The organism is Streptomyces sp. NPDC046900, from assembly GCF_040644975.1.
Taxonomy (GTDB): domain Bacteria; phylum Actinomycetota; class Actinomycetes; order Streptomycetales; family Streptomycetaceae; genus Streptomyces.
Genome location: NZ_JBEYXD010000005.1, coordinates 216,247 through 229,664, shown reverse-complemented (window position 1 = coordinate 229,664; position 13,418 = coordinate 216,247). Strand labels below are relative to the sequence as shown.

The 13,418-nt window shown below is 70.1% G+C and carries 11 protein-coding genes and 1 other RNA gene; 10 read left to right on the top strand and 2 right to left on the bottom strand.

The annotated features are described in order from the left end of the window. Window positions 1-439: 439 nt before the first annotated feature. Both prfB and ABZ904_RS07900 read left to right on the top strand, forming a co-directional pair. Entirely contained in the window at window positions 440-1,546 is a 1,107-nt protein-coding gene (prfB, locus tag ABZ904_RS07905) for a peptide chain release factor 2 (RefSeq protein WP_359396981.1), read from the top strand. Between the two features lie 327 nt (window positions 1,547-1,873). Further along, window positions 1,874-2,506: a hypothetical protein gene (locus ABZ904_RS07900; protein ID WP_361821807.1), complete on the top strand. Its 633-nt coding sequence runs from the start codon at window positions 1,874-1,876 to the stop codon at window positions 2,504-2,506. 141 nt (window positions 2,507-2,647) lie between these two features. Here ABZ904_RS07900 and ABZ904_RS07895 read toward each other — a convergent pair whose 3' ends face one another. Beyond that, a complete protein-coding gene (locus tag ABZ904_RS07895) occupies window positions 2,648-2,839 on the bottom strand; it encodes a hypothetical protein (protein ID WP_055495124.1) in 192 nt (63 codons plus the stop codon). A gap of 341 nt (window positions 2,840-3,180) precedes the next feature. Between ABZ904_RS07895 and ftsE the strand changes: the two genes are divergently transcribed. The 5 genes from ftsE (at window position 3,181) to ssrA (ending at window position 7,147) form a co-directional block, all read left to right on the top strand. After that, window positions 3,181-3,870 (top strand): cell division ATP-binding protein FtsE, encoded by a 690-nt coding sequence (ftsE, locus tag ABZ904_RS07890; RefSeq protein WP_359396975.1) that lies wholly within the window; start codon window positions 3,181-3,183, stop codon window positions 3,868-3,870. 28 nt (window positions 3,871-3,898) lie between these two features. After that, window positions 3,899-4,819 (top strand): permease-like cell division protein FtsX, encoded by a 921-nt coding sequence (gene ftsX, locus ABZ904_RS07885; protein WP_359396973.1) that lies wholly within the window; start codon window positions 3,899-3,901, stop codon window positions 4,817-4,819. Window positions 4,820-4,886: 67 nt separating this feature from the next. Continuing rightward, window positions 4,887-6,050 carry a S41 family peptidase gene (locus ABZ904_RS07880; RefSeq protein ID WP_359396971.1) on the top strand — a complete coding sequence of 388 codons (1,164 nt, stop codon included), beginning with the start codon at window positions 4,887-4,889 and terminating at the stop codon, window positions 6,048-6,050. A gap of 84 nt (window positions 6,051-6,134) precedes the next feature. Then, window positions 6,135-6,614 (top strand): SsrA-binding protein SmpB, encoded by a 480-nt coding sequence (gene smpB / locus ABZ904_RS07875; protein WP_360991373.1) that lies wholly within the window; start codon window positions 6,135-6,137, stop codon window positions 6,612-6,614. Window positions 6,615-6,778: 164 nt separating this feature from the next. Beyond that, window positions 6,779-7,147, top strand: a transfer-messenger RNA (tmRNA) gene (ssrA, locus tag ABZ904_RS07870). A gap of 676 nt (window positions 7,148-7,823) precedes the next feature. On the opposite strand, the gene ABZ904_RS07865 is transcribed toward ssrA, so the two are convergent. Further along, the gene (locus tag ABZ904_RS07865) at window positions 7,824-9,089 is read right to left on the bottom strand and encodes an MFS transporter (RefSeq protein ID WP_359396966.1); all 1,266 of its coding nucleotides are present in this window, start codon (window positions 9,087-9,089) and stop codon (window positions 7,824-7,826) included. 83 nt (window positions 9,090-9,172) lie between these two features. Between ABZ904_RS07865 and ABZ904_RS07860 the strand changes: the two genes are divergently transcribed. The 3 genes from ABZ904_RS07860 to ABZ904_RS07850 all read left to right on the top strand — a co-directional run bounded on the left by ABZ904_RS07860 (window position 9,173) and on the right by ABZ904_RS07850 (window position 13,211). After that, on the top strand, window positions 9,173-10,153 hold the full coding sequence (locus tag ABZ904_RS07860; RefSeq protein WP_360991380.1) for a LysR family transcriptional regulator: 981 nt from the start codon (window positions 9,173-9,175) through the stop codon (window positions 10,151-10,153). Window positions 10,154-10,476: 323 nt separating this feature from the next. After that, window positions 10,477-11,859 (top strand): nitrate/nitrite transporter, encoded by a 1,383-nt coding sequence (locus tag ABZ904_RS07855; RefSeq protein WP_361821801.1) that lies wholly within the window; start codon window positions 10,477-10,479, stop codon window positions 11,857-11,859. A gap of 200 nt (window positions 11,860-12,059) precedes the next feature. Further along, window positions 12,060-13,211 (top strand): uroporphyrinogen-III synthase, encoded by a 1,152-nt coding sequence (locus tag ABZ904_RS07850; RefSeq protein ID WP_360991387.1) that lies wholly within the window; start codon window positions 12,060-12,062, stop codon window positions 13,209-13,211. Window positions 13,212-13,418: the final 207 nt, after the last annotated feature.

Below are 13,418 nucleotides of genomic sequence, written 5' to 3'. Positions count from 1 at the left end.
CCCCGGGCCCCAGCGGCCCCAACCCCTCAGGCCCGGTGTCACGCGCACCCCGGCCGTCCGGCTCCCGGCGGTCGAAAACGAGGCTGCCCGCCGCCGAGGCGCATGGCGTCCCGTTGGTCCTCTCCGCCCGGTGGCCCGGCGTCCCAGTGCCCAGGCGCACTCCGGCCGTCCGACAGCGAGGCCCTTCCGCCCCGGGCCCCAGCGGCCCCAACCCCTCAGGCCCGGTGTCACGCGCACCCCGGCCGTCCGGCTCCCGGCGGTCGAAAACGAGGCTGCCCGCCGCCCGAAGGCGAGGCCTGTCCGGCGCCCGAGGACGCGGCCGCCCAGGCCGGAAGGGGCGGCGGGGCGGCGGCCTCAGGGGCTCGCGTGGCCCCCGGGTGTCCCGGGAAGCGGCAGTCACCCGGCATGGGCTTCGCGGCGGAGCCGTTACGCTGGATGCGTGGCAGTCGTCGATGTATCCGAAGAGCTCAAGTCCCTCTCCTCGACCATGGAGTCGATCGAGGCCGTTCTGGACCTCGAGAAGATGAGGGCAGACATCGCCGTGCTCGAGGAGCAGGCGGCCGTGCCGTCCCTCTGGGACAACCCGGACGAGGCGCAGAAGATCACCAGCAAGCTCTCCCACCTCCAGGCCGAGGTGAGGAAGGCCGAGGCCCTGCGTGGCCGGATCGACGACCTCGGGGTGCTCTTCGAGCTCGCCGAGGCCGAGGACGACCCGGACACCCGCGCCGAGGCCGAGTCCGAGCTCTCCGAGGTCAAGAAGGCGCTGGACGAGATGGAGGTCCGGACGCTGCTGTCCGGCGAGTACGACGCCCGTGAGGCGCTCGTCAACATCCGCGCCGAGGCCGGTGGCGTCGACGCCGCCGACTTCGCGGAGAAGCTCCAGCGCATGTACCTGCGATGGGCCGAGCAGCACGGTTACAAGACCGAGGTCTACGACACGTCGTACGCGGAAGAGGCCGGGATCAAGTCCACGACCTTCGCCGTCCAGGCGCCGTACGCCTACGGCACCCTCTCCGTCGAGCAGGGCACGCACCGCCTCGTCCGTATCTCCCCCTACGACAACCAGGGGCGGCGCCAGACCTCCTTCGCGGGCGTCGAGATCCTTCCCGTCGTCGAGCAGTCCGACCACGTCGAGATCGACGACTCCGACCTCCGCGTCGATGTGTTCCGGTCCTCCGGTCCCGGCGGCCAGGGCGTCAACACGACCGACTCCGCCGTGCGGATCACGCACCTCCCCACCGGCATCGTCGTCACCTGCCAGAACGAGCGGTCCCAGATCCAGAACAGGGCCAGCGCGATGAACGTCCTGCAGGCCAAGCTCCTCGAGCGGCGCCGGCAGGAGGAGCAGGCCAAGATGGACGCCCTCAAGGGCGACGGTGGCAACTCCTGGGGCAACCAGATGCGTTCGTACGTCCTGCACCCGTACCAGATGGTCAAGGACCTGCGGACCGAATACGAAGTCGGCAACCCCGAGTCCGTGTTCAATGGTGAGATCGACGGGTTCATCGAGGCCGGAATTCGCTGGCGCAAGCAGCAGGAGAATTAAGTCCGGCGGTGAACGGCGAAATCGCCACCTGACAACGACGTTTTGTCGACAAGGCAACTGCCCCCCATGCGGGGGCAGTTGCCTTTTCTGTGGCCGGATGTCTGGGTTTTACATCACACTCACGCTGCGACGTCTCCCGCAAACGATCACTTACTGGACATCGCGTACGCAACGACCTTGACGTTGCTGTGAAAACTCGGAAGGGTGAAGCGCGGCATGCGTATCTCTGGGGTGCATGTGAACCGGGGGGCTCCAGTACAGTCGCCCCCGACGCCGTGGCCCCGGGCGCTGCCCCACTGACGATCAGCTACTGGGGGTAGTAGGCAGATGACCATGAAGACGCGGATCCGTGTGGCGCGGATAGCCGCCGGTACGGTGATCGCCGCCGGCGCTTCGCTGACCGCCGCGGGTGCCGCTTCGGCGCTCGACCTCAACATCGGCGCGAGCGCGGACGACGACGGCCTGAGGGTCCACGTCGCCGCCGGCCTCGGCGAGGAGACCGGCGAGCCGACCGGCGATCCCTCGCAGACCGGCATCCCCTCGGCCCCCGTGTCGACGCCTCCGGCGCCGCCGACGTCCGAGCCGCCGACCGCCACGGGTGAGCCGACCGACGACCCGACCCAGCCCACCGGTGAACCGACCGAGCCGACCGACGACCCGACCGAGGGCAACGGCGGCGGCAACGGGAACGGCGGCGGCAACGGTGGCGGCGACAACACCAACCCCGACGGCGGCAACAACCCGGTCCAGCAGGGCAAGGGTTCCTCGGGCCTGACCGACACCGGTGCGGACAACAGCAGCTCCGACACCTCCGCCCAGGGCGGCGGCAAGCAGCTGGCCGAGACGGGTGCCGGTCAGACCGCGTTCCTGCTGGTCGGCGCCGCCACGATGATCGCCGGTGGCATCGGCTTCCGGGTGCTGCCGCGCTTCGTCAGCGGCCGCAACGGGGCTGCTGTCTGACCAAGGGCTCAAGCCGCCCGGCCGAGGCCGACGGGCCCACGCGGCCGTCCGCAGGCCTGAGAAGCGCATACGAAGGGGCCCGGAGCGTCATCCGCTCCGGGCCCCTTCGTATGTCCCTGTGCCGCCGTGTGTGCGGCTGTCCTACGCCGTCTGGTGCGCCAGCAGCGCCACTGCTGCGATCAGCACGGCCAAGAGCACGATCAGCGCCGTTGGATTCAGCCCTGACCAAGGGTTTTCCTGCTGCAGGCGCTCTCGGCTCGCGCGGCAGACGGGGCAGCGTCCCTCACTGACGGGCGCCGCGCAGTTCGCGCACACCAATCGGTCGTACGTCATGCGCCTCGCCCTCCTTGTGCCGCTTACACGTACACAACGTTTCCGGGAACGCAACCGTTCCCCACTCCACTGTGCCAGGTTCCGTCGATTTCGGCGCGGGGCCTTGAGGGAATGGGGCCTGGAAGCGCTCCCCGGGCGGTCGAGGCGGCTGGTTCCGGAGCCGCGGGACCCGCCTGCGGCCGATCGCGTCCCTCGGCCGAAGTGCAGGATGTCATGGTTCGTGCTGCGGCCGGGGATGGACAAAACGCATAACTCTCGCACAACTCAGACCGGCGACTGCGCCGGTACACCTGCTTCGCGTATGGTCACGGTCACCAACCCCAACGGCCCGTGGTGCATCCGTGATCCGATTCGACAATGTCTCCAAGGTCTACCCCAAGCAGAACCGTCCGGCCCTCCGGGATGTATCCCTGGAGGTCGAGAAGGGCGAGTTCGTGTTCCTCGTGGGGTCCTCCGGCTCCGGAAAGTCCACCTTCCTGCGGCTGATCCTCCGCGAGGAGCGGTGCAGCACCGGGCAGGTGCACGTCCTGGGCAAGGACCTCGCACGTCTCTCCAACTGGAAGGTGCCGCAGATGCGCCGCCAGCTGGGGACCGTGTTCCAGGACTTCCGTCTTCTGCCGAACAAGACGGTCGCCGAGAACGTGGCCTTCGCCCAGGAGGTCATCGGCAAGTCGCGTGGCGAGATCCGCAAGTCCGTGCCCCAGGTGCTCGACCTCGTCGGGCTCGGCGGCAAGGAGGACCGTATGCCGGGCGAGCTGTCCGGTGGTGAGCAGCAGCGCGTCGCCATCGCGCGGGCCTTCGTCAACCGGCCCAAGCTGCTGATCGCCGACGAGCCCACCGGAAACCTCGACCCGCAGACCTCCGTCGGCATCATGAAACTGCTCGACCGGATCAACCGGACGGGCACGACCGTGGTGATGGCGACCCACGACCAGAACATCGTGGACCAGATGCGCAAGCGCGTCATCGAGCTGGAGAAGGGCCGCCTCGTCCGCGACCAGGCACGCGGCGTCTACGGCTACCAGCACTGAGATCCACGGAAAGGCTTGAGCAGACGCCATGCGCGCCCAGTTCGTTCTGTCGGAGATCGGTGTCGGTCTCCGCCGCAATCTGACGATGACCTTCGCGGTGATCGTCTCGGTCGCCCTCTCGCTTGCCCTGTTCGGCGGTTCGCTCCTCATGAGCGACCAGGTGAACCAGATGAAGGGCTACTGGTACGACAAGGTCAACGTCTCGGTCTTCCTGTGCAACAAGAGCGACGCGGAGTCCGACCCCAACTGCTCCAAGGGCGCGGTCACCGAGGAGCAGAAGAAGCAGATCCTCGGCGACCTGGACAAGATGGCGACCGTCGTCCAGAAGGTCACCTACGAGTCGCAGGACGAGGCCTACAAGCACTACAAGGAGCAGTTCGGCGACTCTCCGCTGGCCAGTTCGCTCACTCCGGACCAGATGCAGGAGTCGTACCGCATCAAGCTGAAGAACCCGGAGCAGTACCAGGTCATCGCGAGTGCCTTCAACGGCCGCGACGGCGTGCAGTCGGTGCAGGACCAGAAGGGCATCCTCGACAACCTCTTCGGGTTGCTCAACGGCATGAACTGGGCCGCCCGCGCGGTCATGGCGATGATGCTCGTCGTCGCGCTGATGCTGATCGTCAACACCGTGCGCGTCTCCGCGTTCAGCCGTCGTCGTGAGACCGGCATCATGCGTCTCGTCGGCGCCTCCGGTTTCTACATCCAGGCGCCGTTCATCATGGAGGCCGCGGTCGCCGGACTCATCGGCGGCACCGTCGCGTGCGGATTCCTGGTGGTCGCCCGGTACTTCATCATCGACCACGGCCTGGACCTGTCCCACAAGCTCAATCTGATCAACTTCATCGGCTGGGACGCCGTGTTGACGAAGCTGCCACTGATACTCGCCACGAGCCTGCTGATGCCCGCGCTTGCCGCTTTCTTCGCGTTGCGCAAGTACCTGAAGGTGTGATGCACGCCAATGGGGGCGTGCGGGCAACCGCCCGTACGCCCCCATGCGTTGTCCTAGACTCACCCGCATGTCAGGCCATGACTTGCTTTGTCAGCCCCGTCGCATCCGCCACGGGGCGGCCCTGACGTTGGTCTTCGCGAGCGTCCTCGTCGCGGGCGCCGCGACCGGCTCGTTCGACGAATCCGCCGGGAAATCGCCCTCCACCACCCCGGTCGCCAAGGTCGGCCAGGACGACGACGTCGCCGAGGCGGCCGCGCGGGCCATGGCCGACGGCAAGTCCCCCATGGAGGCGGCCGAACGCGCCGTCAGCCGCAGCGGCGACCGCTGGAGCGCCGTCTACTCCCGGGGCGAGTACCAGGAGTTCGAGGAAGCCCTCGACGGCCAGTACACCGGCGTCGGGCTCTCCGCCCGCCGCGAGCGTGACGGCCGGATCGAGGTGACGCGGGTGCAGCCCGGCTCGCCCGCGGACGCCGCCGGGATCCGCACGGGCGACCGGCTGCGCAGCGTCGACGGCGAGAACGTCGACGGCAGGCCCGTCACCGAGGTCGTGTCCTTTCTGCGCGGTGACGCCGACGACGCCCCCGCCGGCACCCCGGTCCGCCTCGGTCTGCAGCGCGGCACGCACCGGTGGAACGAGGTACTGCGCCGGGCCCGGCTGTCCACCGACTCGGTGACCGTGCGCCGGCTCAGGGGCGACGTCACCATGATCAGGGTCGCCGCCTTCACCAAGGGCTCCGGCGACCTCGTGCGCGAAGCCGTGGCGGCCGCCCCCAAGGGTGCGGGGATCGTCCTCGACCTGCGGGGCAACTCCGGCGGACTGGTCACCGAGGCCGTCACCGCCGCGTCGGCCTTCCTCGACGGCGGGCTCGTGGCCACGTACGACGTCAAGGGCGACGAGCGCGCCCTGCACGCCGATCCCGGCGGTGACACCACCAGACCCCTGGTCGCACTCGTCGACGGCGGCACCATGAGTGCGGCCGAACTGCTCACCGGTGCTCTCCAGGACCGCGGCCGGGCCGTGGTCGTCGGCACCCGCACCTTCGGCAAGGGCTCGGTCCAGATGCCGAGCCGCCTCCCCGACGGCTCCGTCGCGGAACTGACCGTCGGGCACTACCGCACCCCCGCGGGCCGCAGCGTCGACGGCCGGGGCATCACCCCCGACCTGGAGGTCGACGAGCGGGTGCTGGAGCGGGCCGAGACGGTGCTCAGCGGCCTCGGCGACGCCTCGTAGCGAAGCGCGTCGCCCCCCCGTAATCGACACCCGCCGTAATCGGCTTTCCTCGTCACCCCTCCGCAGTGCGAAAATGGCGGCACTATGGCTAAGGAAAAAGGGCGCAAGCTGATCGCGCAGAACAAGAAGGCGCGGCACGACTACCACATCCTCGACACGTACGAGGCCGGTCTCGTGCTGATGGGGACCGAGGTGAAGTCGCTGCGCCAGGGCCGGGCCTCGCTCGTCGACGGCTTCGTGCAGCTGGACGGTCACGAAGCGTGGCTGCACAACGTCCACGTCCCGGAGTACAGCCAGGGCACGTGGACCAACCACAGCGCCCGCCGCAAGCGGAAGCTGCTGCTGCACCGCACCGAGATCGACAAGCTGGAGTCCAAGTCGCAGGAGACGGGTCACACGATCGTGCCCCTCGCCCTGTACTTCAAGGACGGCCGCGCCAAGGTCGAGATCGCGCTGGCCAGGGGTAAGAAGGAGTACGACAAGCGGCAGACGCTCCGTGAGAAGCAGGATCGCCGCGAGGCGGACCGGGCGATGTCTGCGGCACGGCGCCGGCAGCGGGCCTGAGCCGGGAACGACCGGGCACGCCGGACGGTTGAACCTGGTCCCACGACCGGGTGGCCACCGGGAATACGCTGGCATGAAGATGCGTTGATCCCGTACGATGGCGTCTGCACCGCACGCCGGTGCCAGTCCCTCCTCGCGAGGGGCGCCGATTGAAAAATCAACATGGGGATGATCGGTTTCGACAGCGGCTGTCGAAGCAGGGGAAGCGTGTCGAGGAAGCGGCCATGATCTCGTAAACCACAGGCCGAAAAAAATAATCGCCAACACCAAGCGCGATTCCTTCGCCCTCGCTGCCTAAGTAGCGACTTGCGAAGTGTCAGCCCGGGGCTGTTCCCGACCCGGATCCTGGCATCAGCTAGGGGACTAAACCTTGATCCCGGTCACGGGGTGAAGAGGGAAACCAAACAGTGACTGAGCCCGTCGGAGACTTGTTCGCGTGATCTCCGGGGCTGAGAAAAGCGCAGCGGACTGCACACGGAGAAGCCCTGATTCCGCACCGTTGGACGCGGGTTCGATTCCCGCCATCTCCACTTACCCCATGTGGGCAAGGCCTCGTCGCTTACGAGCGGCGGGGCCTTTGTCATGCCAGGAGCCTGTCGGACGGAATTCGGCCAAGCTGCTGCGACGCAGCGGCCACCGAGACCAGCCAGGAGATCATCGGAGGAGGCCTCTCACACCGAGCCCGGCTTCTATCGCGAGAACGCCTTCGACCTCGCGAACGGCCTGGTGAAGGCTGTCGAGGAGGCCGCCTCGGTCGGCGGATCGAAGCCCTCAACGGATACGTGATCGGAGCCAATCCCGGATGACCTTCGAGGAACCGCGCTACGTGCTCGTGCAGGCTCGGGGTGAGGCATATCCGTTGTACGAACCGGAGGATCCCGGGAGCCGCGGGGAACCTGGCCTCCTCACCCGCAACATCAGGGCGCCGATGGGGCGCACCGGAAGCAGGAGCCGAAGAAGTCTCTGTGCAAGCGGATCATCGCGGTGATCCGGGAGTTCTGGAGGTGGCTCAACGGGCGGTTACCGGCAGTCCTCATCAAGGTTGAGGACTCCCGGTCGATAACCGCCTACCGGTGACGGGTCCCCGCTTGGATTACCGGTCCGGGCGGGGGCCTTCCCGCCATGGAACCACAACGGGCAGCCCAGTGACGCCACATTCGCGGGGCGACGCGAGCGTACTCCCGAGCCCTGCTCAGCGCAGGCTGCGCCTCATCGGCTGTCCGCCTTCGAGGGTGTCCATCGGGAGACCTGTGCATCGGCGGATATCCGTACAACGCGCCTGTGCCCCACCGCGATCAGCAGTGCGAGTACCGCCGCGGTGGCCGGCACGGTGAAACCTGTTGTCGGCTGCAGGTGCTCCGCCGCCCAGCCGCCCGTGGCGGAGCCGCAGGCCACGCCGCCCAGCAGGGCCGTCACCGCGAGGGTCATGCCCTCGTTCAGGCGGCCCTTCGGTGTGCGGCGCTGAACCAGGGTCATCGCGGTGACCATCGTGGGCGCGGTGGCCATGCCCGCCAGGAGCAGAGCGGGGGCGAGGGCGGCGAGCGAGCCGGTGGTGCGGGCCGCGAGCAGGGGCAGTGACATGAGGGCGGCCATCACCGTCAGGCACCACAGGTAGCGGCGCTCGGGAGGGCCCGCCGGCCGCAGCGTGCCGTAGAGCAGACCGGCCGCGCACGATCCGGCGGCCTGCAGTGCGAGGACCGGGCCGGCGACCGCCTTGTGGCCGTGGGCGTCGGCGAACGCGATGGTCACCACCTCCATCGAGCCGAACACCGCCCCCGTGGCGAGCAGGCCCAGCAGCAGCGGGGGCATGCCGGGCGCGCGGAACGGGGCGGCCGTACGGGCGCCCCGGCTCGGCGGCGGTTCCGTGGCGCGCTGGGCCGCGAACACCAGCATGCCCGTGAGCAGCAGGATCCCGCCGATCAGGGTTCCGGCCTCCGGGAAGAGCCGGGTGCAGAGGAAGGCGGCCAGCACCGGGCCGAGCATGAAGCACAGCTCGTCCACCGCCTGTTCGAAGGAGTTCGCGGTGTGCAGGGCGTCCGGGTCGTCGCGGAGGAGATGGGCCCAGCGGGCGCGGGACAGGCCGCCGATGTTGGGGGTCGTGGCGGTGGCGGCGTAGGCGGCGAACAGGGTCCAGTCGGGGGCGTCGTAGTGCACGCAGAGCAGCAGGGCCAGACCGCCGAGGAGGGCGAACGCCGCGGCCGGAACGGCGATCCGCGCCTGGCCGTGGCGGTCGACGAGCCGCGCGACCCAGGGGCCGGCCACGGCCGTCGCCACGAGCCCGGTGGCGGTGACGGCACCGGCGAGGGCGTACGAGCCCCGGGCGCCCGCGATCATGATGACCGCACTCACGCTGAACATGCCGATGGGAAGGCGGGCGATGAGGTTCCCGGCCGTGAAGGCGCGGGTGCCGGGCACGGTGAAGAGGCGCAGATAGGGGTTGCGGGGCCGGAGGGCGAGGGCGGGCGGTTGCGGCATGGTGCAACCGTCGCCCGCCCCCTGACCTGCGGTCCAACACTTACTCGGTGGTGATTGACGCACCTGGGTTGTAAGTTCTGCGGATGCCCGCCGCCACCGTCGACCCGCGCCTGCTCCGTGCCTTCCTCGCCGTCGCCGAGGAACTGCACTTCACTCGTGCCGCGACCCGGCTCTACGTCGCCCAGCAGGCGCTCAGCCGTGACATACGTCGGCTGGAACGGGAACTGGGCGCCGAGCTGTTCCTCCGCAACACCCGGCAGGTGTCCCTGACCCCGGACGGCGCGCGCCTCCTGCCGTACGCGCGCCGGGTGCTGGAGGCGCAGAGCGCGCTGCTCGCCGCGTTCGGGCGGGACGGCGAGCCCGACCGGCCGCTGCTGGTGGACGTCAACAGCCCGGGCCTGATCGGCAGCCGCGTCCTCGACCGCGCCCGTGAACTGGTCCCCGACGCCGAACTGATGACGCGTTACGAGAGCGGTCTGACCGGGGCCGCCACGGAGATCCTCGCCGGGCGGCTCGACGCGTCGTTCGGGCGGTTCGCCGGGCTGGATCCGGCGGTCCGGACCCGGCTCGAACAGCAGCCCGTGCGGTACGAGCGGATGGCGATCATCCTGCCCGAGGGCCACCGCCTGGTACCCCTGGCCGAGGTGCCGCTGTTCGCGCTGGCCGGTGAGACGGTGTACGCGGGCGCCGGGAACCCTCGCACACCGGAGTGGACCGACCTCGCGCGCCGCCTGTTCGAGAACCGGGGCATCGGCATCGCACCGCCCGCTCCGCTCGCCGTCGGGACGGTGGAGTTCCAGCGGATCATGGCGAAGAGAGGGAACCCGATCCTGGCGGTGACGGACTTCCCGCCCATGCCGCGCACGGTGCTGCGACCGCTGGTCGACCCGGTGCCGCTGTCCGCCGTGTCGTTGGTGTGGCGCAAGGGCGCGACCCATCCGGGGATCGAGGCGCTGCGACGGGCGGCGGCCGAGACCGGTGCGGCCGAGGGGTGGCTGCACCGGCCCCCGGGGGCGTGGCTCCCGGCCGCCGACGCCGACATCATGGGCCGGCCCGCTTCCTGACGCCTGGCAGTTCGCCGCGGGCGCCTTCTCGGCGCCGACGCGAGCGGGCGTGGCGTCCCGCGGGTGGGCACACCCGTGCGACGGGGCCGCCCCTCACCGCGCCCGGGGCCCCCACCGCGCCGGCCTCGTCACCGCGCCGGCCCCCGCCGCGCCCGCCCCCCGACCGCGTCGACCTCGTCACCACGCCCGTCCCCTCACCGCACCCCTCCCCACCCCGTGAGAGCAACGTTCCCTCGCGGTCACCCGCGGGCACAGTGCGGAAACGCGTCCTTTCTACCTTCGGGACTCACGACACCCGGGCACCGGAGAACCGTGGAGGCGCCATGACAGCCCCGAGCACAGCCCCCGCACCACGCAGGGGAGGCCGCTGGATCGAGCACTGGGATCCGGAGGACGAGACCTTCTGGCGTACGACCGGGCAGCGGGTGGCCCGGCGCAACCTCGCCTTCTCCGTCCTCTCCGAGCACATCGGGTTCTCCGTCTGGACCCTGTGGTCCGTACTCGTCCTGTTCATGGGTCCCGAGTACGGGCTCACCCCCGCCGACAAGTTCCTGCTCACCTCGGTGGTCACACTCGTCGGGGCGGTCGTCCGCGTGCCCTACACCTTCGCCGTCGCCGTCTTCGGCGGGCGGAACTGGACGATCGTCTCCGCCTGCTTGCTGCTCGTACCGACGGTCGCCGCCTTCGTCGTCATGGAGCCCGGCACGTCCTTCGCCACCTTTCTGTGGATCGGACTGCTCGCCGGTATCGGCGGCGGCAACTTCGCCTCCTCCATGACCAACATCAACGCCTTCTTCCCGCTGCGGAAGAAGGGCTGGGCCCTCGGACTCAACGCCGGCGGCGGCAACATCGGCGTGCCCGTCATCCAGCTCGTGGCCCTCGCCGTCATCGGGGCGAACGGCGGGCCGCGCGTGCTGCTCGCCCTCTACATCCCGCTCATCGTCGTCGCCGCCGTACTCGCCGCCCTCTTCATGGACAACATCGCATCCGTCAGGAACGACACCGGGGCCGCGAAGGACGCCGCCAGGGACGTCCACACCTGGATCATGTCCTTCCTCTACATCGGCACCTTCGGCTCCTTCATCGGCTACAGCTTCGCCTTCGGGCAGGTGCTGCAGAACCAGTTCGGGCAGACCCCGCTCCAGGCGGCGTACCTCACCTTCGTCGGCCCGCTCCTCGGCTCCCTCATCCGTCCCGTCGGCGGATGGCTGGCCGACCGTTACGGCGGCGCGAGGATCACCCTGTGGAACTTCGTCGCCATGGCCGGCGCGACCGCGGTCCTGGTCGTGGCCAGTGTGCAGAAGTCGCTGCCGCTGTTCGTCGCCGTCTTCGTGGTGCTGTTCGCACTCAGCGGGCTCGGCAACGGGTCGACGTACAAGATGATTCCGGGGATCTTCCAGGCCAAGGCCGTCGCCAAGGGGCTGTCCGGGGACGAGGCCGTCTCCTACGGGCGCCGGCTCTCCGGCGGCTCGATGGGACTCATCGGGGCCGTGGGCGCCCTCGGCGGCGTCGGTATCAACCTCGCCTTCCGGCAGTCCTTCCTCTCCTACGGCTCCGGCACGGGCGCGTTCGTCGCCTTCCTCGCCTTCTACGGCGTCGCCTTCGCGGTCACCTGGGCCGTATACCTTCGCCGCCCGGCCGCGCAGGCGCAGCCGAAGGCCGCTGCCGCGGCGGCGAAGCCGCACCTCGGCTACGCCGAGGTGTGACGCGGAGTCCTTCCGGAGGGCGCCCCCGGTTCCCCGGCCGGAAAGCCGGAGATCCGTGCGGCGCCTCCGGGGCCGGACCGGATCGGTAACACCGGTGACACGAAGCGGAACCGGGCCCGTCATGCGTCGTTGACAGGCTCGTCGGAATCCGAGGACGAGGCGTAGGACCGGAATGCCGGCCGAAGTGCGGGACGAGGGCCATGGACGACAACCAGCAGCGACCTGAGCACGGCCCGCTCGCGGGGTTCACCGTGGGCGTGACGGCCGCGCGCCGGGCGGACGAACTGGGCGCCCTGCTCCAGCGGCGCGGCGCGGCCGTGGTGCATGCCTCCGCCCTGCGCATCGTGCCGCTGGCCGACGACGGTGAACTGCTGGCCGCGACAGTGGAGTTGATCGACCTGGCGCCGGACGTCGTGGTCGCCACCACCGCGATCGGCTTCCGCGGCTGGATCGAGGCCGCCGACGGCTGGGGGCTCGGCGAGGCCCTGCTGGACCGGCTCCGCGGGGTGGAACTGCTGGCACGCGGGCCCAAGGTCAAGGGCGCCATAAGGGCGGCCGGGCTGACCGAGGACTGGTCACCGGGCTCGGAGTCCATGGCCGAGGTCCTGGACCGGCTCCTGACCGAGGGCGTGGCGGGCCGCCGTATCGCCGTCCAGTTGCACGGCGAGCCGCTGCCCGGCTTCGTCGAGGCACTGCGTGAGGGCGGCGCCGAGGTCGTCGGGGTCCCCGTGTACCGGTGGATGCCGCCGGAGGACATCGGGCCCGTCGACCGGCTTCTGGACGCGGCCGTCACCCGTGGCCTGGACGCGCTCACCTTCACCAGTGCGCCGGCCGCCGCGTCTTTGCTCTCCCGTGCAGAGGAGCGCGGACTGGGCTCCGACCTGCTCGCCGCCCTCCACCACGACGTGCTGCCCGCCTGCGTCGGACCCGTCACCGCGCTGCCGCTCCAGGCCCGCGGCGTGGACACGGTCCAGCCCGAACGCTTCCGGCTGGGCCCGCTGGTCCAGCTGCTGTGTCAGGAACTGCCTGCCCGGGCACGGACGTTGCCCGTCGCCGGCCACCGTGTGGAGATCCGAGGGCATGCCGTGCTGGTGGACGGGGCGCTGCGGCCCGTGCCGCCTGCCGGCATGTCCCTGTTGCGCGCCCTGAGCCGGCGTCCGGGCTGGGTGGTCGCCCGGGCGGAGCTGCTGCGGGCGCTGCCGGGCGCCGGGCGCGACGAGCACGCCGTGGAGACGGCGATGGCCCGGCTGCGTACGGCTCTGGGGGCGCCCAAGCTCATCCAGACGGTGGTCAAGCGCGGCTACCGGCTGGCGCTCGACCCGGTGGCGGAGTCCAAGTACGCCGATGTCTGAGCCGTCCTGACGAGTCCGGTACACGGAGACGACCGCGCGGCCGCACAAACCGGTGTCCGCGGTGGAGGCAGGGGCGTACGGGGCCTTCCCGGGGCAGGTGCGGACGTGCACTGTAGTGGGTACGAACGGGGGTACGAACTCCCGGTACCCGGGCATCCTCGCGCGGACACGTCTCTTCGGCGGACCACACCGGCCGCCGCTCGCGGC